Origin of the sequence: Streptomyces sp. NPDC088124, from assembly GCF_040685895.1 — a bacterium.
Lineage (GTDB): Bacteria > Actinomycetota > Actinomycetes > Streptomycetales > Streptomycetaceae > Streptomyces.
In genome coordinates this window covers 26,525-53,513 of sequence record NZ_JBFBJB010000038.1, presented here as the reverse complement: position 1 = coordinate 53,513, position 26,989 = coordinate 26,525, and the positions used below count along the sequence as shown (strand labels likewise).

Annotated in this window: 26 protein-coding genes; 6 read left to right on the top strand and 20 right to left on the bottom strand. The window is 71.3% G+C overall.

The window, feature by feature from the left end:
• Positions 1-9: 9 nt before the first annotated feature.
• The 7 genes from AB0P17_RS28330 to AB0P17_RS28300 all read right to left on the bottom strand — a co-directional run bounded on the left by AB0P17_RS28330 (position 10) and on the right by AB0P17_RS28300 (position 6,259).
• Positions 10-819, bottom strand: coding sequence for a transketolase (locus tag AB0P17_RS28330; protein WP_365814944.1), 810 nt, complete (start codon positions 817-819; stop codon positions 10-12).
• A complete protein-coding gene (locus AB0P17_RS28325; protein WP_365814943.1) occupies positions 816-1,880 on the bottom strand; it encodes a M20/M25/M40 family metallo-hydrolase in 1,065 nt (354 codons plus the stop codon). Before AB0P17_RS28325 ends, AB0P17_RS28330 begins: the two co-directional genes overlap by 4 nt.
• Positions 1,877-2,707, bottom strand: coding sequence for a [LysW]-aminoadipate kinase (locus tag AB0P17_RS28320; protein WP_365814941.1), 831 nt, complete (start codon positions 2,705-2,707; stop codon positions 1,877-1,879). Before AB0P17_RS28320 ends, AB0P17_RS28325 begins: the two co-directional genes overlap by 4 nt.
• A 10-nt stretch (positions 2,708-2,717) precedes the next feature.
• Entirely contained in the window at positions 2,718-3,749 is a 1,032-nt protein-coding gene (argC, locus tag AB0P17_RS28315) for an N-acetyl-gamma-glutamyl-phosphate reductase (protein ID WP_365814939.1), read from the bottom strand.
• Positions 3,737-4,603 carry a RimK family alpha-L-glutamate ligase gene (locus AB0P17_RS28310; RefSeq protein ID WP_365814937.1) on the bottom strand — a complete coding sequence of 289 codons (867 nt, stop codon included), beginning with the start codon at positions 4,601-4,603 and terminating at the stop codon, positions 3,737-3,739. Before AB0P17_RS28310 ends, argC begins: the two co-directional genes overlap by 13 nt.
• A complete protein-coding gene (locus tag AB0P17_RS28305) occupies positions 4,600-4,764 on the bottom strand; it encodes a lysine biosynthesis protein LysW (RefSeq protein ID WP_365814935.1) in 165 nt (54 codons plus the stop codon). The genes AB0P17_RS28310 and AB0P17_RS28305 overlap by 4 nt, the downstream gene beginning before the upstream one ends.
• Before the next feature lie 85 nt (positions 4,765-4,849).
• Positions 4,850-6,259: a helix-turn-helix domain-containing protein gene (locus AB0P17_RS28300; RefSeq protein WP_365814933.1), complete on the bottom strand. Its 1,410-nt coding sequence runs from the start codon at positions 6,257-6,259 to the stop codon at positions 4,850-4,852.
• Between the two features lie 971 nt (positions 6,260-7,230).
• Between AB0P17_RS28300 and AB0P17_RS28295 the strand changes: the two genes are divergently transcribed.
• The 4 genes from AB0P17_RS28295 to AB0P17_RS28280 all read left to right on the top strand — a co-directional run bounded on the left by AB0P17_RS28295 (position 7,231) and on the right by AB0P17_RS28280 (position 10,261).
• Positions 7,231-7,389 (top strand): hypothetical protein, encoded by a 159-nt coding sequence (locus AB0P17_RS28295; RefSeq protein ID WP_365814931.1) that lies wholly within the window; start codon positions 7,231-7,233, stop codon positions 7,387-7,389.
• Positions 7,390-7,965: 576 nt separating this feature from the next.
• Positions 7,966-8,280 carry a phosphopantetheine-binding protein gene (locus tag AB0P17_RS28290; RefSeq protein ID WP_365814929.1) on the top strand — a complete coding sequence of 105 codons (315 nt, stop codon included), beginning with the start codon at positions 7,966-7,968 and terminating at the stop codon, positions 8,278-8,280.
• Positions 8,277-9,527, top strand: a complete 1,251-nt coding sequence (locus tag AB0P17_RS28285) for a cytochrome P450 (RefSeq protein ID WP_365814927.1) — start codon at positions 8,277-8,279, stop codon at positions 9,525-9,527. The genes AB0P17_RS28290 and AB0P17_RS28285 overlap by 4 nt, the downstream gene beginning before the upstream one ends.
• Entirely contained in the window at positions 9,524-10,261 is a 738-nt protein-coding gene (locus AB0P17_RS28280; protein WP_365814925.1) for a thioesterase domain-containing protein, read from the top strand. Before AB0P17_RS28285 ends, AB0P17_RS28280 begins: the two co-directional genes overlap by 4 nt.
• A gap of 371 nt (positions 10,262-10,632) precedes the next feature.
• Here the strand turns inward: AB0P17_RS28280 and AB0P17_RS28275 are convergent, their stop codons facing one another.
• Positions 10,633-11,352 (bottom strand): FCD domain-containing protein, encoded by a 720-nt coding sequence (locus AB0P17_RS28275; RefSeq protein ID WP_365814923.1) that lies wholly within the window; start codon positions 11,350-11,352, stop codon positions 10,633-10,635.
• Between the two features lie 267 nt (positions 11,353-11,619).
• The gene (locus AB0P17_RS28270; RefSeq protein WP_365814921.1) at positions 11,620-12,777 is read right to left on the bottom strand and encodes a PP2C family protein-serine/threonine phosphatase; all 1,158 of its coding nucleotides are present in this window, start codon (positions 12,775-12,777) and stop codon (positions 11,620-11,622) included.
• A gap of 227 nt (positions 12,778-13,004) precedes the next feature.
• Here AB0P17_RS28270 and AB0P17_RS28265 point away from each other — a divergent pair, with 227 nt between their 5' ends.
• Complete coding sequence (locus AB0P17_RS28265) at positions 13,005-13,580, top strand: XRE family transcriptional regulator (protein ID WP_365814919.1); 576 nt, start codon at positions 13,005-13,007, stop codon at positions 13,578-13,580.
• A gap of 11 nt (positions 13,581-13,591) precedes the next feature.
• On the opposite strand, the gene AB0P17_RS28260 is transcribed toward AB0P17_RS28265, so the two are convergent.
• Positions 13,592-14,656, bottom strand: coding sequence for a LacI family DNA-binding transcriptional regulator (locus AB0P17_RS28260; RefSeq protein ID WP_365814917.1), 1,065 nt, complete (start codon positions 14,654-14,656; stop codon positions 13,592-13,594).
• 95 nt (positions 14,657-14,751) lie between these two features.
• On the opposite strand from AB0P17_RS28260, the gene AB0P17_RS28255 reads away from it, so the two are divergent.
• Positions 14,752-15,906 carry a Gfo/Idh/MocA family oxidoreductase gene (locus AB0P17_RS28255; RefSeq protein ID WP_365814915.1) on the top strand — a complete coding sequence of 385 codons (1,155 nt, stop codon included), beginning with the start codon at positions 14,752-14,754 and terminating at the stop codon, positions 15,904-15,906.
• Positions 15,907-15,947: 41 nt separating this feature from the next.
• Here the strand turns inward: AB0P17_RS28255 and AB0P17_RS28250 are convergent, their stop codons facing one another.
• The 10 genes from AB0P17_RS28250 to allB all read right to left on the bottom strand — a co-directional run bounded on the left by AB0P17_RS28250 (position 15,948) and on the right by allB (position 26,835).
• Positions 15,948-16,565: a hypothetical protein gene (locus tag AB0P17_RS28250; RefSeq protein ID WP_365814913.1), complete on the bottom strand. Its 618-nt coding sequence runs from the start codon at positions 16,563-16,565 to the stop codon at positions 15,948-15,950.
• Complete coding sequence (locus AB0P17_RS28245; protein WP_365814911.1) at positions 16,562-17,719, bottom strand: ROK family glucokinase; 1,158 nt, start codon at positions 17,717-17,719, stop codon at positions 16,562-16,564. Before AB0P17_RS28245 ends, AB0P17_RS28250 begins: the two co-directional genes overlap by 4 nt.
• 351 nt (positions 17,720-18,070) lie before the next feature.
• On the bottom strand, positions 18,071-18,886 hold the full coding sequence (locus tag AB0P17_RS28240; protein WP_365814909.1) for an ATP-binding cassette domain-containing protein: 816 nt from the start codon (positions 18,884-18,886) through the stop codon (positions 18,071-18,073).
• Complete coding sequence (locus AB0P17_RS28235) at positions 18,883-19,941, bottom strand: ABC transporter permease (RefSeq protein WP_365814907.1); 1,059 nt, start codon at positions 19,939-19,941, stop codon at positions 18,883-18,885. Before AB0P17_RS28235 ends, AB0P17_RS28240 begins: the two co-directional genes overlap by 4 nt.
• Entirely contained in the window at positions 19,938-20,954 is a 1,017-nt protein-coding gene (locus AB0P17_RS28230; protein ID WP_365814905.1) for a sugar ABC transporter substrate-binding protein, read from the bottom strand. Before AB0P17_RS28230 ends, AB0P17_RS28235 begins: the two co-directional genes overlap by 4 nt.
• Positions 20,955-21,134: 180 nt before the next feature.
• Positions 21,135-21,854 (bottom strand): GntR family transcriptional regulator, encoded by a 720-nt coding sequence (locus tag AB0P17_RS28225; protein ID WP_365815005.1) that lies wholly within the window; start codon positions 21,852-21,854, stop codon positions 21,135-21,137.
• A 254-nt stretch (positions 21,855-22,108) separates the two neighbouring features.
• Entirely contained in the window at positions 22,109-22,795 is a 687-nt protein-coding gene (locus tag AB0P17_RS28220) for a response regulator transcription factor (protein ID WP_365814903.1), read from the bottom strand.
• Entirely contained in the window at positions 22,792-24,018 is a 1,227-nt protein-coding gene (locus tag AB0P17_RS28215; RefSeq protein ID WP_365814901.1) for a histidine kinase, read from the bottom strand. Before AB0P17_RS28215 ends, AB0P17_RS28220 begins: the two co-directional genes overlap by 4 nt.
• 247 nt (positions 24,019-24,265) lie before the next feature.
• Positions 24,266-25,456 (bottom strand): allantoicase, encoded by a 1,191-nt coding sequence (gene alc / locus AB0P17_RS28210; protein ID WP_365814899.1) that lies wholly within the window; start codon positions 25,454-25,456, stop codon positions 24,266-24,268.
• Between the two features lie 2 nt (positions 25,457-25,458).
• Complete coding sequence (allB, locus tag AB0P17_RS28205; protein ID WP_365814897.1) at positions 25,459-26,835, bottom strand: allantoinase AllB; 1,377 nt, start codon at positions 26,833-26,835, stop codon at positions 25,459-25,461.
• Between the last annotated feature and the right edge of the window lie 154 nt (positions 26,836-26,989).

Here is a 26,989-nt window from a genome sequence, read left to right as displayed (position 1 = left end):
CGTCTCCGTTCAGGGTCGTTCGCCGCGCATCACCGCGGCGCGGGCACGCCGGTGCCCGCGCTCGGTGAGCCGGACGTAGTGGCTGCGGGCCTGGCCCTCGATATAGGGCAGTCCTCTGCCCTTGACCGTGCGGGCCAGCAGCACGGTCGGTCTGCCCGGGGTGTGCGGGATACGCGACAGGGCCGTCCGCAACTGGTCCGGCTCGTGCCCGTCGACCTCGAGTACCGTCCACCCGAAACTGCGCCAACGGTCCCCGAGTGGCTCAAGGCCCAGGGTCTCTTCCGTGTCACCGCTGATCTGCAGCCCGTTGCGGTCCACGATCGCCACCAGCCGGTCAAGTCCCTGGGCGCCGGCCGCCATCGCGGCCTCCCAGACCGAGCCCTCCTGCAGTTCGCCGTCGCCGAGCACGACAAAGCAACGCCGGTCACTCCCGTCCAGTCGTGCGGCGAGCGCGAAGCCGACACCGAGCGGCAGTCCGTGCCCGAGTGACCCGGTCGGCATCTCGACCCCGGGAACGGCCGGATTCGGGTGTGCGGTGAACATGCTGTCCGGAGCGCCGTAGTCCGCCAGCAGTTCCGCGGGGAAGAAGCCCCGCTCCGCCAGGACCGCGTACAGTCCGATCGCGCCATGTCCCTTGCTCAGCAGCAGGATGTCCCGGTCCGGCGCCTGCGGCCTCCGCGGGTCGATCCTCAGTACGTGACGGTAGAGCGTCACCAGGATCTCGACCATGGACATCGATCCGCCGAGGTGGCCGCCCTCCGGGTTGGCGCACATCCGCACAATAAGTTCCCGTGCCGTGCGCGAGTGATCGTCACTCATCGGTTCACTCCGGTGAAATGCTCATCCATTTCGGCCAGGGCACGGGTCAGCACCCCGATGCCGAACAGGTACTCGGACAGTTTGATGTGTTCCCGGTCGGAATGATCCAGACTGCTGTCCCCCGGCCCGTAGGTGGCCATCGGTATCGTCCACTTCTCCGCCAGTGTGTTCATGTCGGAGGTACCGGTCTTCACCTTCGCCCTCGGGCTGCCGCCCTGCGCGCGGATCGCGACCGACAGCGCCCGCGCCACCGGGTCGTTGCGGCCGACACGGCAGGCGCGCACCGTGTTGACGACCTGGAGCGTGCCCAGGTCCAGCCGCTCGGACAACGCGGCCACCAGGCCCTCGCTGTCGAAACCCGGGGGTATCCGGATACTGAACTCCGCGGTGGCGGACGTCAGTCCACCGTTGATCGACGTCAAGGTCGGGCCAGGACTGTCGAATCGGGCGTGGCTCGCCTCCGGGCCGAGCAGGTCCAGCAGCTCCGTCCACGCCCGGGCCGCCAGTTCGGACGCCTTGGGCACGGCGTTACTGGGGTGGGTCGCCTCGCACCGCACGTCGTAGCGGAGGTCGATCTTTCCCTTGTATCCCAGGACGACCGTGTCGCAGCCACTGGGCTCGCCGATGATCAGCGCGTCCGGCGGCTCGTGCGTACGGCGGATCTCCACCGCGCCCCGGGACATCGTGGTCTCCTCCTCCACCGCGCCCACGACCACGATCCGGCCGCGGAACCCGGAACTGGCGGCGGCCGCGCAGATCATCGTGGCGAGCGGCCCCTTGGCGTCGACCGCTCCCCTGCCGTACAGGCGATCGCCGTCCAGGCGCACCGGGATGTCCCCCGGCACGGTGTCCATGTGCCCGAGCAGCATCACCGTCGGCCCCGGGCCATGCCGGATCTCCCCGACCGCGTTGCCCGCCTCGTCGATCCACGCGGCGAGACCGGCTCCACGCATGGCATCCACCACGTGAGCGGCCAGCTCCGACTCCGCGAAGGACGGTGAGGGAATCTTCAGCATGCCGTGGAGCAGGTCGATCGCGTCCGTGTCCGAAAAAATCGTCACTCTTCCTCCAGCAGCACTTCGGTGCACGAGCCCGCCAGGGCCTCCTGGACCGGATACGGTCGACGGCCGTCCGCGATCAGGACGCGGTGCACACCGGACAGCAGTGCCTCCCGGGCCGCGATCAGCTTGATCCCCATGCCGCCGGTGACCACCGGAGGTGTCCCCCGGCGGGGAACCCGGCAGACGGGAAGCACCGACCGTTCGTCGTGCCGGTCGGCCAGCACCCCGTTCGTCCCGGTGAGCAGCACAAGAGTGCTCGCCCGGACGGCGCCCGCGATGGCCGCGGCAGCGCGGTCCGCGTCCGTGTTGACCACACGGCCGTCCTCGGCCACGGCAGGCGGCGACACCACAGGCAGCAGCCCCGCCGTGAGCACCGTGGACAGCACGTCGCCGTTGACGGCGACGATCCGTCCACTGTGGTCGTCCCTGACCACGACCCGGCGTCCGCCGACGAGTGCGCGGTGCGCCGACTTGCGGGCGGCCACGAGAAGTCCGGCGTCCAGGCCGGTCAGCCCGACCGCGCTCACACCGCATGCCCGCAGGGCGGCCAGCAGACGGGGTTTGACGGAGCCGGCCAGCGCCAGCTGCACCACTTCGAGAGTTCGCTCGTCGGTGTACCGGGTCGACACCCCGTCCGGGGCGACGAGCCGGCGGGAAGGCACTCCGAGGCGTTCGGCGAGCCTGTCGATGTCCGCCGAACCGCCGTGGGCGAGGATCACCGGCCTGCCGCCGCGGTGCACGGCGGCCACGTCCGCGCAGATCGCCTCCGACCGCACAGCGGCGTTTCCGCCGCATTTGACCACAAGTATGTCCCGCATTCGCTTCATCAGCCTCACGTCAGTTCGGATGCAGTCCGGTGAATTCCAGCCCTGTCCGCTCCGGCCAGCCGAAGCGGACGTTCAGGCACTGCACCGCGCCGCCCGCGCCGCCCTTGACCAGGTTGTCCAGTGCGCCGATCAGGACCGCGGTGCCGTCGTCCTCGGACACCGCGAACCCGACGTCGCAGAAGTTGGATCCGGTAAGGATCTTCGGCTCCGGGAGCCGGTACAGGCCCTGCCGCTGGGCGATGACCCGGACGAACGGCTCGTTCCTGTACGTCGCGCGGAACGCGGACCGGACGTCTCTCTCCGACACGCCGGACGCCAGTTTCGTGTGGCACAGCACCTGCACGCCGCGGACCGCCTCGACGCCGGTGGCGGTCATCCGCACGGTACGGTCCGTGGCCTGCGCGATCTCGGCCTCGTGCCGATGCCCGGAGGGAGCGAACACGCGGAGGGCACCGCTGCGTTCGGCATGGGCGCCGGCGGGTCCGCCGGAAACGCCCGATCCACTGGAACCTGTTCTGGCGTCCACCCGGACCGTGCCCTCGATCAGACCCGCCCGGGCCAACGGTCGGACCGCGAGAATGCCGGCGGTGGCCATGCAACCGGGGACCGAGATCCGGTCGCTCGTGGCCAGTTGGGCGCGATGCCATTCAGGCAGCCCGGTGGCGAATTCGGGAATCAGATGCGGTGCGGTGTGCGTCACCCCGTAGTAGGACGCGTAGATTTCGGGATCTCGTAGGCGGAAATCGCCGGACAGGTCGATGACGGTCCCGGCCAGTTTCAGGAATTCGTCCATCCTTCCCATGGTTTCCCGATGCGGAGCGGCCAGGAAGAGCACATCGAAATCGATACTCTCCAAGGTGTCGTGGCCGACGAAGCACAGGTCCGTGTGGCCACGCAGGTTGGGATGCGGGCCGTCGACCCGGCGCCCGGCCAGGCGGTCGGAGCCGGCGGCCACGACGGTGACCCGTGGATGACCGAGCAGCAGGCGAAGCAGCTCGCCACCGATGTAGCCGGATGCCCCGACGATCGCTACTCGGAGCATGAGCGTGACTTCTCCAGGAGATGGTCGACGATCCGGTCGGCGACGGAAACCGTGTCACCGACAGCCTGCTGCAGACCGGAGAACTCGACACCGTGGTTGACCTCCAGGACCAGGACCTCTCCCGTCTCGTCCTCGATCAGATCGACACCGGCGATCTCGGCCTCCACGGCCTGCGCGGCCATGACCGCGAGTTTCGCGATGTCCGGTGTCAGGGGGCACAGTTCACTCACCGCACCCCGCGCCACATTGGTCCGCCAGTGCTCACTGCGCCGGTAGGTCGCGGCCAGCGCTTCGCCGCCCACCACGATCACCCGGATGTCCCGCCCCGGTTTGGCTATCCATTCCTGCAGGTAGACGATCCGCGCCTGCGGTGCGGGCAACGCGGCGACATACTCCAGCACGGTTTCCGCGGTCTGCCGGTCCGGCAACGCGGCGACCAGCCGGCCCCACGAACCCTGCAGCGGCTTCACCACAGCCGGATAGCCGATGCTTTCCAGAGCCGTCAGCGCGGCTTCCGGGGTCAGCCCGAGGGCCGTCCGCGGTGTCGGCAGTCCGGCTTCGACGAGTGCCGCGGACGTGCGCCACTTGTCCCCGCACAGCTCGGTCGCCCGCGCGGAATTGACCACCGTCGCACCCGCCGCCTCCAGCGCGTTGGCCGCGTACGTCGCCCTGGCGAGCCCGATCTCCCTGTTCAGCACGATCGGCTGAGGGCCGCGGTCACCGAGTCGCTGCCACCACTCACGGCTGTCGAGGTGCCGATGGGCAATCCCTCTGCGACGGAGGGCTTCGAGGATCCTTTTCTCGCTGGCCCCCACACGGGACGCGAGGACCGCGAACGGCACGGCGCCGCTCACTCGCCCCAGTCCTCTTCGATCTCCGGCGCGAGCGCGACCCGTATCGGATCCAGCGTGAGGATCTCCAATTCGCCGGCGCATTCACCGCATTCCAGTATCTCGCCAATCACCGGAGTTCCGGCGGGAACCAGCGAGTTCTCGCATTCCGGGCAGGTGACCATTTCCAATCCCTTTCATCGACCGCCACAAGACACGGGTAAACGTATGGGCCGCGATGGGCCCCGGTAGGCAGAATCAGCGGCAGTCTCAGCCGGCCCGGGCCACCCCCGCCGGAGCTCGGTGCCGCGCGTACAGGAGCCGCACGAGGTGCAGCGCCGTGAACCGCTCCGGCAGGTGGGCACCCGCCGGCCGCACCAGGCCGTGGACCAGCAGCGCGTGCAGGGCAGCGGCCGGATCCGGCACCAGGTGATCGAGGTCCCCGACCGTCCAGTGCGGACGGTCCGCCACCTCGGCCAGCACATGGCGATAGCACTCGGCCATGGTGTCGACGCTGCGCGCCACGGAACGCAGCAGGTCCTGGCAGCCGCAGCCCGCCGGGGAGGAGAGGAGAGAGGAGTCCCGACCGGCTCGGGAAAGCAGGAGCTCAGGCGGATACACCAGGCACCAGCCCGCCGCGTACTCAAGTGCCCTGGGTACACCGTCGAGCCAGCGACACAACCGCACCACCGCGTGCGCGTTGTCCTCCCGAAGCCGGAAAGCCGGCCGTGACCGGCGCATGTGGGACAGGAACAACGCCACGGACTCGACCTCGCTCAACCGGGCGTAGTCATAGTCCCGCGCCTCCTCCGGCACGGCCATCGCGGTGAGCGGCAGTACGCGCTCACCCGGCAGATATCGCGGCGTCAGACCGGTCACCACGACGCGCAGCCCCGGACAACGCCGAAGCAACTCGCCGACGTCCACCCTGCCGGGACCCGAAGCGTCGCCGCCGTCGATCACCAGCAGTTCATGCCTCTCACCGATCGCACCGACGAGGTCGTCGGTCAGGTAAGCGGCACCCGGAGGCGGCCCGCCGGAACCGGAGCCGGCCGCGGGAATCGCACCGCAGCAAAGGGGATCCCCGGCCGACGCGTGCCACCCGACCCGCCAGCCCTTGGCACGCAGCGCTTGAGCCGCCTCAAGCACCAGATGCGTTTTCCCGATGCCGCTGATGCCGACCACGCTCACCAGGCGGTGACCGTACACGGTCACCTGATCGAGCAGAACCTGCAGCTCCGCTTCCCGGCCCACCAGCGTGCCGGGCGGAGCGGGCGGTTCGGGCAGGGCAGGCGGAACGGACGGCGCGGGCAGTTCGAGCGGTGCAACCCGCAGGTCCGCCGGGCTTCCACCGGCGGCGTGCAGTTGCAGGCGCTCGGGATCGCCCAGCCGCAACGCGTCGGCAAGCAGCCCCACACTCTCCCGCCGGGGCCGTCGGACCCGTCCGCTCTCCAGGTCCCGGATCGCTCGGACGCTCAACGTCGCGAAGTCCGCCAGTTGTTGCTGGGTCAGCCCGGACCGGCCCCGATGTCCCTTCAGCAGCTCGGCGAAGGAAACTGATTCGCGGGGCCCCTCCGACAGAGTCGGTACCGGCCGCTGCCACAGGCCGCCCACTGCGCGTTCGCGTAAAGAAATTCCGATTGCCGCGTTTTTTCCGACGGTATACGGAGTGACGCTCATGCGCCGGCCGGTCTCCCCGAAGGTGTCCCCGCGCGCCACATGTTCGGGTGTTCCTCTTTCCCGTTCACCGATTTTCCGGACGGCTTTCCGTAGTTTATCGCTCACGGAGTCGGCAGCCTTTCTCTGTCTGGTTCCTGCGTTCCGGGACCTGTTGGGCCGCAGGCTCCGGAACGGGCCACGGGTCGACTTTCCCGTGCGTATCCGCAGGTCATCCCGCGACACGACCCCAACCGGTGTCGCCGCCGATGACCATGAACACGCGGGCAGACTTCATGATTTCTCCCAGAATTCAGAGTGACGGATGCTGGAAAGGTTCCGTCCGGCGTTGTCCTGCCGTTCCCTTTCCGCTCTTCCAGGATGGTGGGCACCGGTCCCGGAATCCACCGCCGGAACCATTCACCAAGTTGCCCGGCACCAAAGCGGGGGGTGAATGAAAAACCCATGGCGTCGCAATCGATGCCAATACGGGCGGATGCGGCCGTCCCGAGTCCTGCCACGACGAGCGCCAACGGCCCCCGGCCGACGGGCCGTCCGCCGGCCGGACACCGCTGGCCGGTTGCCCCCTCCGGGGCTCCGTACACGCAAAAGCCGGCCCGCAGCGTCTCAGCCGGCCTTCACGGCGCCCCGGCGATCCGCAGGCACTTCACCGAACCGAAGGAGCTTCCCTCCACGCGGAACGGGAAGATCGACCGGGCGGAACTCCGGGAGATGTTCCAGGAGCCTTCGGTGAGCCGAGGCTGACACGTACCCGTCCGGGCTCCGGACAGCCACATCCGTCCATATTGTCACTGATTGCGGCCCGATGGGTTTTTCGTTCACCCCCCGCTTTGGTGCCGGGCAACTTGGTGAACCGTTCCGGCGGTGGATTCCGGGACCGGCGCCCACCATCCTGGAAGAGCGGAAAGGGAACGGCAGGACAACGCCGGACGAAACCTTTCCAGCATCCGTCACTCTGAATTCTGGGAGAAATCATGAAGTCTGCCCGCGTGTTCGTGGTCACCGTTCTCTGCGCGATGATGGTCGGCGCCGTCGCCGGTACCGCTGCCGCGGAGACCGGCAACGCCGGCCTCCGGGCGACGTCCTCCGTCACGCCCGACGGCGACACCGGTTGGGGTCGTGTCGCGGGATGACCTGCGGATACGCACGGGGAAGTCGGCCCGTGGCCCGTTCCGGAGCCTGCGGCCCAACAGGTCCCGGAACGCAGGAACCAGACAGAGAAAGGCTGCCGACTCCGTGAGCGATAAACTACGGAAAGCCGTCCGGAAAATCGGTGAACGGGAAAGAGGAACACCCGAACATGTGGCGCGCGGGGACACCTTCGGGGAGACCGGCCGGCGCATGAGCGTCACTCCGCATGCCATCGACACCTCCCCGCACCGATTACGCGCGAAAACCGGAGCCCGGAACCGAACGGTGCCGAGTCCACGGTCAGGGTCCTGGAAGGAGCCTGCCGCTGGTGGTGGCAGTGCGCAAGCCGGCCCGGCCACGCTCAACCCCACCGACCGACCGCGACGTGGCCGGTGCCGGGACCGGTGCGGGCGGGGGCCCCGGCGAGTGACACTCCCGTCGGCCATGCGGCGAACATGTCCCGCCGGCGGGACAGCGCACCAAGTACGCGCGGCCACAGAGAAAGTGATGATCCATCACATCCGGGCGCACGGATCGAGCGGGAACTCCCGATCGACGGAGGAAGGAAACCACTGACCATGGAATCGGCGCCGCAGGTGATCCACCCGCAAGGCGGACAGGACGAGACCGCACAACGCCATGACGCGCCCTCGGGCGGCCTGGTGCCGCTGGTGGACGAAATCGCCGCGCTGTGGGCAGAACTCCTCAACTGCCCCGAGATCGGGGCGGAAGACGACTTCTTCGCCCTCGGCGGCAACTCGCTGACCGGCATCAAGATCATCGAACGGGTGGCGCTCGACTACGGCGTCCAGCTCTCCGTCCGCGACTTCTACCTGGCGCAGACCCCGGCCCGCGTCGCCGGGCTGATCGAGCAGGGGAGGTCCGGCACATGAGACTGACTCCGGGCCCCGCGCGCGACATCGACCTCGACACCGTCGACCTGTTCGACCTCGACCTCTACGGCACGGGCGACCCGCATCCCGTCTGGGACGTCATGCGCACCAAGGCGCCCCTGCACCATCAGGTCCTGCCCGACGGACGCGAGTTCTGGTCGGTCACTCGCTACGAGGACGTGTGCCGCGTCCTGGGCGACCACCGCGAGTTCACCTCCGAACGCGGCACCGTGCCCACCCACCTCGGCCAGGACGACGTCGCCGCTGGTGTGCTGCTCACCTCCACCGACCCGCCCCGGCACACCGAGGTCCGCAGGCCGCTGGGCTCCAAGCTCACCGCCCGCGCGGTCAAGTCCTGGGAGGACTCCATCCGCCGGTCGGTGACCCGCTTCCTGGAGCCGGCTCTGGACGGCGAGGTGTTCGACCTGGCCGAGAAGGCCCTGCTCCTCCCGGCGATCGTCACCGGCCCGCTGCTGGGCATCCCCGAGAAGGACTGGGAGGAACTCGTCCAGCTCACCGCCATGGTGACGGCCCCCTCCGACCCGCACTTCCAGCTCGGCAGCGAAGCCGCCACCCTGGCAATCTCCCACCACGAACTCGTCGGATACGTCACCGAGTGGGTCAAGGACCGCCGCGCCTCCGGAGCCGAGGACGACAGCCTGCTCCATCACCTGATGAGCGTGCGCCCCGGTGGGGCACCGCTGAGCGACCAGGAGATCGCCCTCGACGGCTACAGCATCCTGCTGGGCGCCAACGTGACGACCCCGCACACCGTCTCCGGCACCGTGCAGGCCCTCATCGAGCGGCCCGAACAGTTCGGCAAGGCCCAGGCCGACCCGACCCTGATCCCCAACCTGGTCGAGGAAGGGCTGCGCTGGACCTCGGCCGCCTGCAACTTCATGCGCTACGCCACGACCGACGTCCCCGTCGCGGGCGGCGTCATCCCGGCCGGCGCAGCGGTCGTCGCGTGGATCGGCTCGGCCAACCGGGACGCCGCCCAGTTCGCCGACCCGCACACCTTCGACATCACCCGCCCCAACGCCAAGCGGCAGGTCGCCTTCGGATTCGGCCCGCACTTCTGCATCGGTGCCCCGCTGGCCCGCCTGACCCTGCGCGTCTTCTTCGAGGAACTCCTTCACCGGTTCGACTCCCTCGACCTGGCCGGCGAGCCGGAACACCTGCGCTCCTACTTCATCGCCGGCATGACCCACCTGCCCATCGCCGCCCGGAAAAGGCTCACACCATGACGTCCGGACCCGCCCTCGCCTCGCCGTGGTTCGTCCGGCCCCCCGCCGCTGGTGCGCCCGTCGCCCGCCTGTTCTGCTTCCCCTTCTCCGGCTCCGGCGCCTCCGCGTTCAGCGCCTGGCCCGCCACGGCCGGCGACGCCGAGATCTGCCCGGTGCAGTTCCCCGGCCGCGAGAACCGCCTCGCCCACCCCCACTACGCCAGCTACGAGAACCTCGCCGCCCAGCTCGTCGAAGCCCTCACCCCGCTGCTCGACACACCGTTCGCGTTCTTCGGGCACTGCGCAGGCGCCCTGCCCGCCTACGAGAGCGTGCTGAGCCTGGCCGCCGCCGACCTGCCCACCCCCCAGCGGCTGTTTGTGTCCGGCCAGCCCGCCCCGCACGAGGCCGCCCGCGACCGGATGCTCAACCTGGGCGAGGACGAACTGCGCGCCGAACTCGTCACGTTCCTGCGCAGCCGGGGCATCGAACCCCGCCCCGACATGATCGACATGGGCATGTTCGTGCTGCTGCGCGACCAGGCCGCCGCCACCGCCTACCGGCGCACCGAACCCGCCCGGATCGACTGCCCGATCACCGTCCTGCACTGGAGCCAGGACACCGACGTGAGCCTGGCAGACCTCCAGGGCTGGCGCAGCTACGCCGACTCGGTCGAGATCCGCGTCGTCGAAGGCGGCCACTACGACTTCATGGACGCGCCCGCCCAGCTTCTCAAGACGCTCGCCGCCGGTCGATGAGCCGGTCTCCTCCGACGACTGGTCCGGGAAGCCGACGGCCGGCCGAGCCCGGCGCCTGCGTCCTCCCGGTGGCTGGGCGCCGAGCTGTTGGCGTGAGGCGGACGGCGTCCGCGGGCAGTCGATCGCCGTCGCGATCGCCGGGTCGATGACCCGTACGGGGGCGACGGCCTGGTGCGCGGCGAGCGTACGTAGGTAACCCTCAGGGGGTCTGCTGTGCCGGGCTCACGCGACCACCAAGAACACCAAGAACACCGATAGCCCTGACGCCCCGCCTGCCGGGGACACCACGGAGTACGGCCGGACCACACGGCCACAAGTACGCCATCGGGGCCGCTCCGTGCAGCCAGCGGCCCCCGGAGAAGTGAGCGGTATCAGCGGGGTGCGGCGTGCTGGTCCCCGATGACCTGGTCGAAGTCGTGCGTGGCCTGGGCCAGCAGGTCGAGCATGGCCAGCTCCGCTCGGGCCGCATCCCGGTCGCGGACGGCGTCGAACACGGCCTGGTGGCTGGGCAGGGGGTCGGATGCCTGGCTGTGGGAGTGCACCACACGGTCGCGCGCGAGCAGTCCCGGCTCCAGGAGAAGGTCCATGCGGGCCAGCATCTCGTTGCCCGTGGCGTTGAGCAGGGCTCGGTGGAACGCGGCGTCCGCTTCGGCGGCACCTGCGGGTGAGCGGGTGTGAGCCTCGGCCATGGCGCCGAGGGCGCTCTGCATCGCTCGCAGGTCGTCGTCGGTGCGATGCAGCGCGGCCCGATGTGCCGCGGCAGGTTCCACGATGGACCGAACGTCGGCCAGGTCCCGCATCAGGCGCCGGCCGCCGCCACTCTCCACCTGCCAGCGGATGAGGTCCGCATCGAGCAGGTTCCAGTGCTTGCGCTCCCGGACAAAAGTGCCGCGCTTCTGGCGTGCGTCGATCAGCCCCTTACCGGCCAGCACCTTCATCGACTCGCGCATGACGGTCAGGCTGACGTCCAGTTCCTCACCGAGTGCGCGGACGTCGAGGATCGCGCCTTCGGGCAGGTCACCGCCGACGATGCGCGTGCCGAGGGTGTGCACGATCTGCCCGTGTACGCCGCGGCCGGTGTAGGACGCCATGCGGTGTTCTCCTCGCGGTGGGAAGCGGTTGCCTTGCTGGAACGCACCTCATCCTAACCCTGAACGTTAATTATGAATACATCTTGCGGCATCATTAAATATCAATTATCTACGCGCGCCAAGAGGTGCCCACCGTGACCAGGGCCGCGAGCTCTGGCCGGAAATTATGAATTAATGTGCCGCGGTCGCATCCAGGGACAGTGCAACGAGATCTTCGAGTGCCGCTGGGCACACCCGCACCCCTGGACGGCCCGGGCCCGCGTCCGCTCACGATGCGACCCGCGCGGAGCCGCGGCGGGTGTCCCGCTCGATGACGATCATTGCCGCGTCGTCCGCCAGGTGGCCCCTTGTATGGTCGACCAGGAAGAGGCGGAGACGGTCCAGCAACTCCTGCGGGGGACGGTCGCGCAGCCGCGCCAGGTGCGCGGGCAGATCGAAGAAGTTCCCGCCGGTGTCACGGGCCTCCAGTACTCCGTCGGTGTACAGCAGCAGCTGGTCGCCCGGTTCGAACACGTACTTCTCGACCGGCATGGGAGACGTGCCGAGGAATTCCTCCAGGCCGAGCGGCGGCAGCGGGCACGCGATCTCCAGGGCGCTGACCTCCCCCCTGTGGAGCAGCAGCGGTGCGGGATGGCCGCGGCTGACCAGCTCGACCACGGGGGCGTCCGGTACCTGGGCGAGGACCGCGGTGACGAACTGTTCCGCCGGGTCCCCCTCGGGGGCGTCGCGGGCGTCCGGGGCGTCGGTCCCGCTCCTCCGCGCGGGGCTCGCGCGGGACAGCTCCCGTCGCAGCGCGGCCTCGCAGCGCCGTATCACCTCGGGCAGTCCGGGCTCGTAGTAGGCCGCCTCGCGGAACGCGCCCAGGACCGCGGCGGCCGCGCGGACCGCGGGCAGTCCTTTGCCCCGTACGTCTCCCACGATGATCCGGATCCCGAAGGGGGTGGCCAGCACCTCGTAGAGGTCGCCGCCGATCCGGGCGCCCGCCTCGGCGGCCAGGTACACGCCCGCGGCCCGCACCCCGTCCAGGTGGGCGGGGACGGGGTGCAGCACCACGTCCTGGGAGACCTGGGCGATCCGGCGGACCGTCGCCAGTTCCCGTTCCCTGCGGACGCGCGCGGTGCTGGTCGCGAGACTGGCCACGGAGACCACGAGCAGCGCCAGCAGGTTGGCGTAGACCTCCTGGGTGCCCCACGCATGGTTGTGGGTCGCGGTGATGGCGCTCACCACCCCCGCCATGAGGACCACCGAACCGGTTCCCGCGGGGCCCATCGTGACGGCGGCCAGCGCCGGGGCCGGGGAGAGCAGCGGGCCCGTGTAGAGGAAGTGCGCGGGGGAGAGTTCGATGCCGAGCACCGACACGAGCACCACGAAGGGCAGGGCCCGCGCGAGAGCGAAGAGGGCCCTGCTGGAACTGATCAGGCTCATTCCGGATGCCGAGCCATGGAACACCCGCATAGCCCGACCCTCTCACCACACCTCGGCGCACGCTCTGCCAGCAGCGTGCGGACGGCCCGGAGACACCCTTCCGTGGATCGGCCCCCGGGACCACCTCCCGGTCGCAGTACACTTCAATGAACAATGAAGTGCAGCGCAGGCGAGTCCATTACCTTGCACTTTTCCCTTGCGGCAGTGAACTATCCGGTGGGTGGAACGTGGCGGACCTCGAACTGCTGACCCAGTCCCTGGCGCGCAACGTCAGGCGCTGGCGCACCGAACGCGGCCTGACCCTGGACGCGCTCGCCGCCCGGGCCGGCGTCAGCCGCGGCATGCTCATCCAGATCGAGCAGGCCCGCACCAACCCCAGCATCGGCACCGTCGTCAAGGTCGGTGACGCCCTCGGGGTCAGTGTCACCACCCTGCTCGACCACGAGCAGGCCGGGCCCGCCGTCCGGGTCGTCCCCGCCGAGCAGGCCGTACGGCTGTGGCACACCCCCGCGGGCAGCTACAACCGCCTCCTCGCGGGCACCGAGGCGCCGGGTCCGCTGGAGATGTGGGACTGGCGCCTGGAGCCCGGCGAGAGCAGCGCATCCGACCCGCACCCCAAGGGGACGACCGAACTCGTCCACGTCACGGCCGGGGAGCTGACGCTCACGGTGGACGGCACCGAGTACCGCGTCCCGGCCGGCTCCAGCGCCTGCTTCGAGGCCGGCACCCCGCACACGTACGGCAATACCGGCGACACCGTGACGACGATGGTGATGGCCGTCTCGGTCCCGCCTCCGGACTGAGCGCGGCAAGCCTAGGGCCTCTCCGGGTGGATTTCCGCAGGCGGGGGCGCCGTTGTGCCGCGCACTTCGAGGGAGGGGGCCGTCAGGTCGACCCGGGCGGGGCGGCCCGGCTCCGCGATGCGGTCGAGCAGCCGCGCGGCGGCGCGGCGGCCCACGTCACGGCTCGCGTTGTCCACGGTGGTGAGCCAAAGATGGCGCAGTTGGGAGAGGTACGTGTTGTCGTACCCCACCAGGGAGAGGTCCCGGGGGACGCGCAGCCCGCTCTCCTCCGCGGCCGAAAGCGCTCCCACGCAGGTCATGTCGTTGGCCGCGAAGACCGCGGTCGGCCGCCGGGGACGGTGCAGGAGCCGCACGGCGGCCCGGTAGCCGCCCTCCTCGGTGAGGTCGCCCTGTTCCACCACGGCCGAGCCGGCCAGGCCGTGTTCCCGCATGGTGGTCTCGAAGCCGCGGCGGCGCAGCTCGCCCACCGCGCCCCGGCCGGCGATGTGTGCGATGTCCCGGTGTCCGAGGGCGATGAGGTGCTCCGTGGCCAGCCGGGCGCCGTGTCCGTCGTCGTTGGCGACGATGTCCACGGCGGGCAGCACCGGCTCCCGCGCGCCCGCGACGACGGTGGGCACCCGGTCCGCCGCGGTGAGCAGCATCCCGGGGTCGGGCAGCGTGCCGACGGCGATCAGGCCGTCCACGCGCAGCTCGGTGAAGGTGCGGGTGAGGTCCTCCCCCAGCCGCCGGTTGAGGTGGCCGTCGGCCAGCAGCATGCGCAGACCGCTGTCGTACAGCCGTGAGTTCACCCCGTCGAGCAGTTCCACGAACCAGGGGTTGCGCAGGTCGTTCAGGAGCACGCCCACCGTGCGGGTGCGGCGCTCGCTCAGGCTCCGGGCCGCCGCGTTGGGCCGGTAGCCGAGCGCTTCGGCCGCGTCGAGGACCGCCCGCCGCTTGTCCGGCCGTACGCCGTCCGCCCCGCGCAGCACCAGGGAGACCAGGGACTTCGACACGCCCGCCCGCGCGGCGACGTCACGGATGGTCGGCGTCGGCGCCGGCGTCGGCGCCGGCGTCGGGCATCGGAAGGACCGTTCCACACCCGTACCTCCTTCGTGAAGACCTTGACACCAGTATGAAGGGCCTCCATCGTGGGCTGCCAGGGTTCTGGAACGGTCCAAAGAGGGGCAGCCCAATGGTGCGTACGCTCGGTGTCGCCGTCGTCGGGTTCGGCTGGATGGGACGGGTGCACACCCAGGCGTACACACGGGTCCTCCACCACTTTCCGGAGCTGCCGCTCCGTCCCGAGCTGGTGACCGTCGCCGAGGAGGTGCCGGGCCGGGCCGAGGAGGCCGCCGGGCGGTTCGGGTTCGCCTCGACGGCCCGGGACTGGCGCGAGGTGGCCGCCGACCCGCGCGTGGGGGCCGTCAGCATCACCGCCCCGAACTTCCTGCACCGCGAGATCGGCGTCGCGATGGCCGGGGCGGGCAAGCACATCTGGATCGAGAAGCCGGTGGGCCTGACCGCCGGGGACGCCCGCGCGGTGGCCGGTGCCGTGGCCGACGCCGGGGTGCAGGGCACCGTCGGCTTCAACTACCGCAACGCCCCGGCCGTCGCGTACGCCCGCGAGCTGATCGCCTCGGGCGGGATCGGCACGGTCACCCATGCGCGCGTCCGGCTCTTCAGCGACTATGCCGCCCATCCGGACTCCGCCCTGACCTGGCGGTACGAGCGCGAGCGGGGCGGCAGCGGGGTGCTGGGCGACCTGGCCTCGCACGGGGTGGACCTCGCGCGCCATCTGCTGGGCGACATCGACTCCCTGGCCGCCGACACCGCGGTCTTCATCCCGGAACGGGCCCGTCCCACCGGTGCGACGGCCGGTCATGTCCGGGCGACCGGGGGCGAGTTGGGCCCGGTGGAGAACGAGGACTACGTCAACTGCCTGCTGCGCTTCGCCTCCGGCGCCCGCGGTGTCCTGGAGGCCTGCCGGGTCTCGGTCGGCGAGCAGAACAACTACGGCTTCGAGGTGCACGGGACCAGGGGCGCGGTCGGCTGGGACTTCCGCCGGATGGGCGAACTCGGCGTCAGCCGCGGCGACTCGTACCAGGACCAGCCCGTCAGCACCGTGTACGTGGGTCCCGGCCACGGCGCGTACGAGGCCTTCCAGCCCGGTGCGGCATCGAGCATGGGCTACGACGACCTCAAGGTCATCGAGGCCCACGCCTTCCTCCGCTCCATCGCCGACGGCACCCCGCGCGGGGCGACCCTGGACGACGCGGTGGCGAGCGCCGTCGCCCTGGACGCGATGAGCCGGTCGGCCGAGCGGGGGGCCTGGGTGACCCTGGCCTGAGGCCCGGGCCGGGCCTCAGGCCAGGGTCACCCGGTAAGGGGTCACGGGGTGGTGGTGGACACCACGTACACCCGGGGGAATCCGGGGTCGGTGAGGTCCACCACCACGTCCTGGCTGGGGCGCGGGCTCTGCTGCTGGTGGTGGGTGCCCGCGAGGTGGTGGCCGGGGAGGTCGAAGTTCCAGCCGACGGTGCGCCGGTCCCGGGGAGTGATCGTGACGGCACCGTCCTGGAGCGCCGAGCGGCTCGTTCCCATCTCGGTGAGGAAGGCGTCGAGCCGTCCGGACGTCACGTCGAACTGGACGTAGAACCTGCTCGTCTTCCAGTTGCTCGTCTCGAAGTAACGCACCCGGGTGGCGCCCGGCGGGATCGGCACCTCGAAGACGCGCCGCTTCATCTTGGAGGGGCGCAGTTCCTGGAGGCCGGTGGCGGCGGACTCGATCTCCTTGTTCCGGCCGCTGTCCCGGCTCTGCCCGGCCGAGATCGCGAGGTATCCGGCCGGGATGCCGATGAGCAGCACGATGACGATCGCCGTCAGCCAGCGCCGGCGGTTGCGGTGGCGGCGGTCCTCGGGCGGCTTCGGTCCCGGCGCCGCCGCCCGCTCCTGGGGGGCCGGCGCGGGGGCCGGCGCGGCGGCCGTGCCCGGCAGGTCCGTGCTCATGACGGGGGCTCCTGACCGGGCCGGGCGGTGCGGATCACCTGTGCGTACCGTTCGTACCGCTCATGGCGCTCCACGCGGCGGCGGTTGGCGCGGCGGAAGCGCCGGGCGACCAGCCGGGAGAGGTCGGCGGCGCCGACCATGCCCGCCTCGGGTCCCAGCTCCGCCTTGGTGATCCTGGCCTCGGGGCGGTAGCCGCGGCCGGTGAGGTGACGGCGGAAGGCGTCCCGCGCCGGGTTGATGAGCAGGTCGTCGGCGGCGCTGACACCGCCGCCGATGACGAAGCAGGACGGGTCGAGGGCCGCGGCGAGGTTGGCGATGCCGACGCCGAGCCACTGCCCTATGTCCTGGAAGAGTTCGACGCACATGGCGTCGCCCTCGCGGGCCAGCTCGGTGATGAGCGGTCCGGTGATCTCCTGGACGTTGCCCTTGACGCGTTCGATGATGTCGTACGCGACCGGTGAGTCGGCGGCGGCCAGCTCCCTGGCCTCCCGTACGAGGGCGTTGCCGGAGCTGTACTGCTCCCAGCAGCCGCGGTTGCCGCACGCGCAGCGGTGGCCGCCGGGCACGACCTGCATGTGGCCGAACTCGCCCGCGACCCCGAACTTGCCGCGCTTGACCCGGCCGTCCTCCAGGATGGCGCCGCCGATGCCGGTGCCCAGGGTGATCATGACGAGGTGGTCCTCGCCGCGGCCGGCGCCGAAGCGCCACTCGGCCCAGGCGGCGGTGTTGGCGTCGTTGTCGACCATGACCGGGACGGCGAGCCGGGAGGAGAGCGCGTCCCTGAGGGGCTCGTCACGCCAGGCGAGGTGAGGGGCGAAGAGCACCTTGGAGCGGTCGGCGTCGACCCAGCCGGCCGCGCCGATGCCGACGGCGTGCACGTCGTGGCGGTCGGAGAGGTCGAGGACCAGCTCGACGATGGTGTCCTCGACGACGCGGGGGCTCTTGGACTTGTCCGGCGTCTCGGTCCTGATCTTCTCCAGGATGTTGCCGTCCGGGTCGACGACCCCGGCCATCACCTTCGTACCGCCGATGTCGATGCCGACGGTCGGGACGCGGGGCGCGGTCAGCAGGGAGCGGCGCTCCCGGGTGCCGACGGTCCGCAGGACGGTGGCGCGGGCGGTGCCGCGGTGCGTGAAGTCACGGTACGTACTCATCGGCCCGCTCCTCGTGTGTCGTCCGTCGGATCGGTCGTGCCGTACCGAGTGGGGCGGCGGCTGGGTGCTCGCACGAGTCGTGTCGTCCCTGCGGGGTCGGGGACCGCCAGGCCCGGGCGGGCAGCGGCGGCGGACGGGTGTCCGCCCTGCCAGATTGTGCCATCCGGGGCGCGTGGGGTCGCCGTGCGGCCCGGACGGCGCCGCCGCGCGCCCCCGGCGCCCGGCCCGTCCCCGGTGCGTGGGCGGGGCCGTCCCCGGCGCGTGGGCGGGGCCGTCCCCGGCGCGTGGGCGGGGCGGTGCCCGGTGCGTGGGCGGGGCGGTGCCCGGTGCGGTCCCCGGCGCGTCTCCGGGTCAGTCCGTGTCCGCCGCCGGGGGGCCCGGGCGCTCCGGAGCGGGGGCGCGTTCCAGTTCATGGCTCAGTTCGGCCAGCTCGGAGCCGCCCGCCATCTGCCGGGTCAGCTCGTCCAGGGTGATCGAGTCCCGGGTGTGGCTGCCCGCCATGGCGCCGCGCTTGAGCAGGACGAAACGGTCACCGACCAGATACGCGTGGTGCGGGTTGTGCGTGATGAGGACCACTCCGAGCCCCGCGTCCCGCGCGGCGGCCACGTACTTGAGGACCACGCCGGACTGCTTGACCCCGAGGGCCGCCGTCGGCTCGTCCAGGACGAGGACCTTGGCGCCGAAGTGGACGGCGCGGGCGATGGCCACGCACTGGCGCTCGCCGCCGGAGAGGGTGCCGATCGGCTGGTCGACGTCGCGCAGGTCGATGCCCATCCGCAGCAGCTCGGCGCGGGTGGTCTCGCGCATCCGCGCCACGTCGAGCCGTTTGAAGGGGCCGTACCCCTTCCGCGGCTCCGAGCCGAGGAAGAAGTTCCGCCAGACCGGCATCAGGGGGACGACTGCGAGGTCCTGGTAGACGGTGGCGATGCCCCGGTCCAGCGCGTCGCGCGGGGAGGAGAGGTCCGCCGGCGCGCCGTCGATGAGGAAGTCGCCCGCGTCATGGCCGTGGAGCCCGGCGATGATCTTGATGAGGGTGGACTTGCCGGCCCCGTTGTCGCCCAGCACGCAGGTGATCTCCCCGGCGTGGACCTCCAGCGAGACGCCCTCCAGGGCGCGGATGTTGCCGTAGTACTTGCTGACGTCGTCCAGTTCGACGAGTGCGGTCATCGTGACGCCTCCGCGCGCTTGCGCACCCACGCGTTGAGCAGGGTGGCCAGAAGGAGCATCGCTCCGAGGAAGAACTTGAACCAGTCCGGGTTCCACTCGGCGTACACGATGCCCTTGCTCGTCATGCCGAAGATGAACGCGCCGACGGCCGAGCCGATCGCCGAGCCGTAGCCGCCGGTGATCAGGCAGCCGCCGATGACGGCCGCGATGATGTAGATCAGCTCGTTGCCGACGCCCTCGCCGGACTGGACGACGTCGAACGAGAAGAGCAGGTGCTGCCCCGAGACCCAGGCGCAGAACGCCACGCCCATGTAGAGCAGGATCCTGGTCCGCTGCACGGGTACGCCGACGGCGCGGGCGGCGTCCGCGTTGCCGCCCACCGCGAAGATCCAGTTCCCGAAGCGGGTACGCAGCAGGATCCAGGTGGCGAGCGCGACGAGCCCGGCCCACCACAGGATGGTGACCTTCAGGTCGACGCCGGCGACGGTGAGCTGGGAGGCGAAGAGCGCGCGGGCGGAGGGGAAGCCCTCCATGTCGCTGATCGTCTTGGTCGAGACGGTGCCGCTGACCAGCTTCGTCACACCGAGGTTGAGACCGGTGAGCATCAGGAACGTACCGAGCGTGATGATGAAGCTGGGGAGTTTCGTACGGGTCAGCATGACCCCGTTGAAGACCCCGAAGGCCAGCGTGACCAGCAGCGACACCAGGACGCCGACCCAGACGTTCGCCGTCATCTGGTAGCTGAACATCGAGGAGACCAGGGCGGAGCTGGTCACCATGACCCCGGCGGAGAGATCGAACTCGCCGCCGATCATCAGCAGCGCCACCGGGACGGCCATGATGCCGATCGTGGACGCCGCGTACAGGACCGTGCCGAAGCTGGAGAGCTGGAGGAACGAGTCCGCGACGAACGCGAAGAAGAGGAAGACGGCCGCCGCGCCGACGACCGAGCCCAGCTCGGGCCGGCCGAGGAGCTTGCGGAGCACGGAGGTGTGCAGCAGGCGTTCGTCCGCGCCGCCGGGAGGGCTGTCGGCGGGAGGTGCGGAGGCGCTCACCGGGTCCCCCGCTTCGTGTACTCCTCCAGCGCGCCCGCGTCCTTCTGCGTGATGATCTGCGGTCCGGTGAGCACCGGGCGTCCGCCGCCGAGGACATCGGCGTTGTAGCGGTGGAGCCAGAGCAGGTCGACCGCCTCGTACCCCTGGAGGTACGGCTGCTGGTCGACGGCGAAGCCGAGGGTGCCGGAGCTCAGCGAGGTGGCGACCTTGGCGTTCAGGTCGAAGGTGTCGATCTCGGCCTTGCTGCCCGCGGTCTCCTTGGCCTTGACGGCGGCGTCCGCGAAGGGCGCCCCCAGGGTGACGACGGCGTCGATGGACCGGTCGGTCTGGAGCTTGGCCTCGACGGACGCCTGTACGTCGGGCATGTTCGTGCCGTCCACGTACAGGTTCTGCATCTCCCCGTCGAAGGTCTTCTTCGCCCCGGCGCAGCGCTGCTCGTGACCGACGTTGCCCTGTTCGTGGATGACACAGAGGGCCTTCTTCCGGCCGCGCCGGTCCAGCTCCTCGCCGACGGCCTCGCCGGCTATGGTCTCGTCCTGGCCGATGTGGGTGAGCGCGCCGAACTCCTTGGACTCGGCGGCGCCGGAGTTCACCGTGATCACCGGGATGCCGGCCTTGACGGCCTGGGCGACGACGGCCTTCATCGCGTCGGGCTTGGCGAGCGTGACGATCAGCCCGTCGACCTTCTTGTCGATGTAGGACTGCACGAGCTGCGCCTGCTGCTGGCCCTCGTCGCTGTTGGCGTAGAGGAACTTGATGTTGTCCTTCGCGGCGGCCTGCTTGGCGCCGTTCTGCACGATGTCCCAGAAGGTGTCACCGCTGCCCGAGTGGGTGACCATGGCCACGGTCCACCGGGGCGTGTCCACCGCGGCCCGGCCCTGGGCCGCGGCCTGCCGGGCCCGATCCTCGGCGCGCTTGCCGCCCGTGCTGCTGCATCCGGCGAGGGCCGAGGCCCCGAGCACCGCCGCCAGTACGGCGCTCAGCGCGCGTACCCCTGTCCGAACCCTTGCCACGACCCCGTGCCCTTCTCGCTGTGCTCCTCGGTGCGGCCGGGGCTCGTCCGTACGGAACCCGGCTGCCCAAGTATCGGTCATGGCCGGTCGGGGGTGGGTCGGCGGGTGTCCGCGGCCCGTACGAGGGGGCGCGCGGGGCGGGGGGCGGAGGTCACGTAACGGCGCCGCCGGCCGCCGGCGTCACGTACGGACGAGGAGCTGGAACTCGAAGGCGTACCGCGAGGCCCGGTAGATGTGCGAGCCGTACTCCACCGCCCGCCCCGTGTCGTCGAAGGCGGTCCGCTCCATGGTGAGCAGCGGCGCCCCGGCCGGCTCGGTCAGCAGCTCCGCCTCCTCGGCGGTGGCGGCCCGCGCCCCGACCGTCTGGCGCGCGCTGTGCAGGGTGATCCCGGCGGCGCGCAGCATCCGGTAGAGGCCGGTGGCTTCGAGGCGGGGCGTGTCGCAGTCGAGGAGGGCGGCGGGCAGATGGTTGCACAGATAGGCCATCGGCTCGTCGTGCGCGTACCGCAGCCGCTCCACGAGCCGTACCTCCGCGCCCTCCGGGACCCCGAGCGCGGCGGCGACCTCGGCCGTGGCCGGGTGCAGGGTGTTGCGCAGGACGCGGGTGGCGGGGCGCTGGCCGGCCGCCTCCAGGTCGTCGTAGAGGCTGCTCAGCTCCAGCGGGCGCTTGACCTGGCTGTGCACGACCTGGGTGCCGACGCCCCGGCGACGCACCAGCAGCCCCTTGTCGACGAGGGACTGGATGGCCTGGCGGACGGTCGGGCGGGAGAGTCCGAGCCGGCCGGCGAGTTCGATCTCGTTGCCGAGCAGGCTGCCGGGGGCCAGTCGGCCGCGCTCGATGGCCCCCTCCAGCTGCTGCGCGAGCTGGAAGTAGAGGGGGACGGGGCTGGTGCGGTCCACGCCGAGCCGGAGCGGCGGGGCCGGGTCCGGCTCCGGGCCGGCGGGGCCGGCGCGGGCGGTCGGCTCCTGTCCGGCTCGGGCTGATCTCGGCTGACGGGGCACGGGGCGAGCGTAGTCGCATGCTCTGTTGACGGGAAGTAGGGAAGTCCGATTGTCAGGACAAAGCCGTGAGCCACGGCGACCGGGCCGCCACCGTATGACGGGCCGTATGACGAGCCGTATGACGGGCCGCCGTGGTGGCCGGGCCGCCGTGCTCAGCCGTCCGGATCCGCGTCGTGCACCAGGAGGGCGATCTGGACCCGGTTGTTGAGGTCGAGTTTGGCCAGGATGCGCGAGACATGGGCCTTGACGGTGGGGACGCTCATGTAGAGGCCGGAAGCGATCTCCGCGTTGGACCGGCCCTGGCCGATGGCGAGCGCGACCTCCCGCTCCCGTTCCCCGAGGGCGGCCAGCCGCTCCGCCGCGCCCGCCCGGCGGCCCGCGGCGGAGTGCTCCGCCCCCGGCCCCGCACCCCCGCCGGGGCCCGCCACGTGGGTCATCAACTGGCGGGTGACGGCGGGCGAGAGCACCGGGTCACCGGCGGCCACCCGCCGTACGGCGGTGACGATCTCGGTGGGCGGGGTGTCCTTGAGGACGAAACCGGCGGCCCCTGCGCGCAGGGCGCGCACCACCTGTTCGTCGGCGTGGAAGGTGGTCAGGACGAGGACCTCGGGGGCGCCCGGGATCCGCCGCAGCGCCTCCGTGGCGGTCAGCCCGTCCATGACGGGCATCCGGATGTCCATGAGGACCACGTCGGGCGCGGTCCGTTCGACCAGCGCGGCGACCTCGGTGCCGTCGGCCCCCTCCCCCACGATCTCGATGTCCTCGGCCCCGCCGAGCATGAAGGTCAGTCCGGCGCGGACCAGCGGGTCGTCGTCGACGATGATCAGCCTGATGGTCATGCGGCCCACGGTAGCCAAGCGCGGACGGCGAATCCGCCGTCCCCCGTCGGTCCGTGCTCGAACCGGCCGCCCGCCAGCGCGGCCCGCTCCGTCAGCCCGATCAGCCCCTGCCCCGAGCCTGGGACCCTCGCCACCTCGCCGGTGGGCGCGGCGTTGCGCACCTCGAGGGTGAGTCCGTCGCCCGGGGCGCCGCTGACCTCGACGGTGGAGCCGGTGCCCGGCGCGTGTTTACGGGCGTTGGTCAGCGCCTCCTGCGCGATGCGGTACGCGGTACGGCCCACGGAGGCCGGCACGGTGGCGGGATCGGCGACCCGGTTGTCGAGGTCGACCTCCATACCGGCCCTGCGGGACTCGGCGACCAGCTCGTCGAGGGTGACGAGGGTGGGCTGGGGGCGCTCGCCCTCCTCGCCGTCGGGGGCCCGCAGCACGCCGATGATCATGCGCAGGTCCTGGAGGGCCTCGTGGGAGCTGTCCCTGATCACGCCGGCCGCGCGGGCGATCTCGGGCGGCGGCGCGTCCGGCCGGAACTCCAGGGCGCCCGCGTGGACGCTGAGCAGCGTCAGCCGGTGCGCGAGCACGTCGTGCATCTCGCGGGCGATGGCCTCGCGGGCGAGCCGCTGCGCCTGCTCGGCGCGGAGTTCCGCCTCGGCCTCGGCGCGCACCGCCCGCTCGCGCAGCGCGACGACGAGCTGGCGCCGGGCCCGTACGAGCATGCCCCAGCCCACCGCCAGCAGGAGCAGGACCGCGGTGGCGACGACCGCGGTGGTGAAGGAGGTGGTCGGGTCCGGGCGGAGGTACGCCGCGGCGATTCCGGTCACCAGGGACACCAGGCTGACGATCAGCACGGGGCGGTAGGTCCGGTGCACGGCGACGCAGAACAGCGCGACGAGCGAGGCGCCCCCGGCGAGCGGGGCCACCATGCTCAGGACGGCGAGCGCGATGGCGACTTCCACCGGCCGGCGCCGCCGCAGCCAGAGGGCGCAGCAGGCGACGATGCCCGCGGTCAGGTCGAAGGCGTCGACCAGCTCGGAGTTGCCGGCCTTCTGGACCGTCTCGACGGCGAGCAGACCGACGCCCGAGGCGATGACGAACATCAGCGTGTCGATGATCCAGTCGCGCACGGTACGGCGCGGCCGGGCCCGGCCGCGGTCGCCGGGCAGCTCGGGGCCTCGGGGGTCGATCATCTCCGAAGGGAGCAGCCAGGGGTAGTCCGTACGCGTCATACGGAACAAGTTACGCAGGGGGACGGCGGTGCCGACGCCGCTGTGCGGCGGCGGCTACCAAAGTCGCGTGACTCCCGGCTTTGGTCGCGCCGCCCCGATCTTTCGCCGGTCCGGGCTTGCACCGGTCCGATCTTTCGCCGGTCCGATCTTTCGCCGGTCCGATCTTTCGCCGGTCCGATCTTTCGCCGGTCCGGCTTTCACCGGTCCGGGCTCCGCCGCCGGCCGCGTCACCGGTCCCGTCCCGTGGTCAGCCGCCGAGTTCGCGGTGGCGGGCGGCGAGCCGGGCCGCGCCGCGTTCGGTGAGGGAGCCGAAGAGCCGGAGCCGGGAGATCCCGCCGTCGGGGTAGATGTCGATCCGTACGTCGGTCGCGACGGCGGGGGCCGGGAGCACGAAGCGGTGGTTGGTGTCGGGCTGGAGCCGGGTCCTGGGCAGGATCTCCGTCCAGCCGCCGGTGTCCGTGGCGCCGTCCCCCGCGCCGCCGGAGCCGGTGGCACCGTCCGGGTCCGTACCGGCGTCGCGTACGGAGAGGGTGGCCCATCCCGCCGCGTTGCCCTTGAGGTACGCCGTGTCGATCTCGACGGCGCGGATCTCGCCCTGCCCGGCGAGCCGGTAGCGGATCCAGTCGTTGCCCAGGTCGCGGCGGCGCCGGGTCTCCCAGCCGTCGTCCATCTTCCGGGAGCGGCCCGGCGCGACGGTGTTGGCCGGGGAGGAGTAGAAACGGTCGGAGGCGTCCTCGACGCTGCCGCCGTTCTCCAGCGCGAGCAGGTCGAACGTGCCGAGCGCCGCGAGCCACGCCGGATCGGGCGCGACCTCTCCGTACACCCGCAGCCGGGCGATCCCGCCGTCGGGGTGCTGGTTGACGCGCAGGTGGGTGAAGCGCCGCTCCGCGTCGACCGCGAAGCCGTTGGCGGCGTGGCCGCCGACGGCGGTACGGGGCACGAGCACCGTCCACTTCACCCCGGGGTCGAGCAGTTCCTCGGGGGACGGGGAGCCGGGCAGCGAGACCGCCTCGACGGAGACGGACCGCGGGTAGTTGCCCCGGAAGTGCGCCGTGTCGACGACGATCCCCCGGATCACCCCGGGAGCGCCGAGCCGGACCAGCGCCCAGTCGTGGTCCTCGGGGGCGGGGTGCGGCCGGCCGGCGTCGGTGCCGCGCCGGCGCCGGGTCTCCCAGCCGTCCATGATCTTGCCCTTGTGGCCGAAGTGCTCCGGGTCGAACTCGGCGGGCCCCGGCTTCAGCATGTTCTCGCGCTCGGCGAAGAACTCGTCGTTGGCGGCGAGCACCCCGGCGCCGAGCCGCCGGTCGGCGAGGTCGGTGAGGTGGGTGAAGGGGAGGTCCGCGGTGCGGTAGTCGGCGTACGGGTCGCCGCCGCCGTACGGGCGGGCGTCACCGGTGAAGCGGGCTTGCGGCAGGGTGGGGAGCGGAGCGTCGGACACGGTCAGTTGTTCCTTTCGAGCAGTCGGCCTGAGGGTTCGGCGAGGACGCCGTCCCGGAGGATCCGGGTGCCGCGCAGCCAGGTCGAGGTGACGACGCCGTACAGGGTCCGGCCCGCGTACGCCGTCACCTGGTTGCGGTGGTGCAGCCCGGCCGGGTCGACGGTGAAGGTCCGGTCCGGCGCGAGGACGGTGAAGTCGGCGTCGCGGCCCGCCTCGATGGCGCCCTTGCCGTCCAGTCCGGCCAGCGCGGCGGGGGCCGTGGACATCCAGCGCGCGACGTCCTCCAGGGTGTGGCCGCGCCTGCGGGCCTCGGTCCAGATCGCGGGGAGGCCGAGCTGGAGCGAGGAGATGCCGCCCCACGCGGAGGCGAAGTCGGGGGTCTTGAGGTCGGTGGTGCAGGGTGAGTGGTCGGAGACGACGCAGTCGATCGTGCCGTCGGCGAGCCCCTGCCAGAGCGCGTCCTGGTTGGCGGCCTCGCGGATCGGCGGGCAGCACTTGAACTCGGTGGCGCCGTCGGGGACCTCCTCCGCGGTGAGGGTGAGGAAGTGCGGGCAGGACTCGACGGTGATCCGGACGCCCTCGTCCTTGGCGGCGGCGATCAGCGGCAGGGCGTCGGAGGACGAGAGGTGCAGTACGTGCACCCGGGCGTCGAGCCGCTTCGCCTCGGCGATCAGGCCGGTGATGGCGGCGTTCTCGGCGGCGCGCGGGCGGGAGGCGAGGAAGTCGGCGTAGGCGGGGCCGCCGCGCGCGGGAGCCGCGGCCAGCTCGTGGGGGTCCTCGGCGTGCACGATCAGCAGCCCGCCGAAGCCCGCGATCTCGGTCAGGGCGTGCCGCAGGCGCTCCCGGTCCAGCTCGGGGAACTCCTCGACGCCGGAGGGCGACAGGAAGCACTTGAAGCCGAAGACCCCGGCGTCGTGGAGCGGGCGCAGGTCCTTGACGTTGTCCGGTACGGCGCCGCCCCAGAAGCCCACGTCGACATGGGCCTTGGGGCGGGCCACGTCGCGCTTGACGCGCAGGTGCGCTGCGGTTGTGGTGGGCGGCAGGGAGTTGAGCGGCATGTCGAGCAGCGTGGTGACGCCGCCCGCCGCGGCGGCGCGGGTCGCGGTCCAGAACCCTTCCCACGCGGTGCGGCCCGGGTCGTTCACATGGACGTGGGTGTCGACGAGGCCGGGGAGCACGACATCGTCCCCGACGTCCTCGACCACCGCCGTACCGTCCCGGTCGCCCCGCGGGTCCCCGTACGCGGTCGTGTGCGGGGGGACCGCGTCGTACGGCAGTACCGCCGAGATCCGGCCGTCGGCGACGGCGACGGTGGCGGGCCGTGTCCCCTCGGGCGTGATGACGCGTGTCGAGCGCAGCAGCAGATTCACCTCGGGCACCCGTACTCCTCATCGGCCTCATCAGGCGTGATTCAACGAACTGTTGAAGGAGTCTTCCCCTCGGATCGCTCCTCCGTCAAGGTCTCTCAGAGCAATTATTTCCGTGATGTGAAATTCAAATTTCGCCAGCCAGAACACCCTACCTACTCACGAC

Coding starts and splice junctions, on each gene's coding strand:
- AB0P17_RS28330 (WP_365814944.1), bottom strand. CDS start 819: ATGAGTGACGATCACTCGCGCACGGCACGGGAACTTATTGTGCGGATG.
- AB0P17_RS28255 (WP_365814915.1), top strand. CDS start 14,752: ATGGTGCGTACGCTCGGTGTCGCCGTCGTCGGGTTCGGCTGGATGGGA.
- AB0P17_RS28305 (WP_365814935.1), bottom strand. CDS start 4,764: ATGGTCACCTGCCCGGAATGCGAGAACTCGCTGGTTCCCGCCGGAACT.
- AB0P17_RS28290 (WP_365814929.1), top strand. CDS start 7,966: ATGGAATCGGCGCCGCAGGTGATCCACCCGCAAGGCGGACAGGACGAG.
- AB0P17_RS28280 (WP_365814925.1), top strand. CDS start 9,524: ATGACGTCCGGACCCGCCCTCGCCTCGCCGTGGTTCGTCCGGCCCCCC.
- AB0P17_RS28295 (WP_365814931.1), top strand. CDS start 7,231: ATGAAGTCTGCCCGCGTGTTCGTGGTCACCGTTCTCTGCGCGATGATG.
- AB0P17_RS28270 (WP_365814921.1), bottom strand. CDS start 12,777: ATGAGCCTGATCAGTTCCAGCAGGGCCCTCTTCGCTCTCGCGCGGGCC.
- AB0P17_RS28240 (WP_365814909.1), bottom strand. CDS start 18,886: ATGACCGCACTCGTCGAACTGGACGACGTCAGCAAGTACTACGGCAAC.
- AB0P17_RS28250 (WP_365814913.1), bottom strand. CDS start 16,565: ATGAGCACGGACCTGCCGGGCACGGCCGCCGCGCCGGCCCCCGCGCCG.
- AB0P17_RS28320 (WP_365814941.1), bottom strand. CDS start 2,707: ATGAAGCGAATGCGGGACATACTTGTGGTCAAATGCGGCGGAAACGCC.
- AB0P17_RS28275 (WP_365814923.1), bottom strand. CDS start 11,352: ATGGCGTCCTACACCGGCCGCGGCGTACACGGGCAGATCGTGCACACC.
- AB0P17_RS28220 (WP_365814903.1), bottom strand. CDS start 22,795: ATGACCATCAGGCTGATCATCGTCGACGACGACCCGCTGGTCCGCGCC.
- AB0P17_RS28245 (WP_365814911.1), bottom strand. CDS start 17,719: ATGAGTACGTACCGTGACTTCACGCACCGCGGCACCGCCCGCGCCACC.
- argC (WP_365814939.1), bottom strand. CDS start 3,749: ATGCTCCGAGTAGCGATCGTCGGGGCATCCGGCTACATCGGTGGCGAG.
- AB0P17_RS28215 (WP_365814901.1), bottom strand. CDS start 24,018: ATGACGCGTACGGACTACCCCTGGCTGCTCCCTTCGGAGATGATCGAC.
- AB0P17_RS28285 (WP_365814927.1), top strand. CDS start 8,277: ATGAGACTGACTCCGGGCCCCGCGCGCGACATCGACCTCGACACCGTC.
- AB0P17_RS28300 (WP_365814933.1), bottom strand. CDS start 6,259: ATGAGCGTCACTCCGTATACCGTCGGAAAAAACGCGGCAATCGGAATT.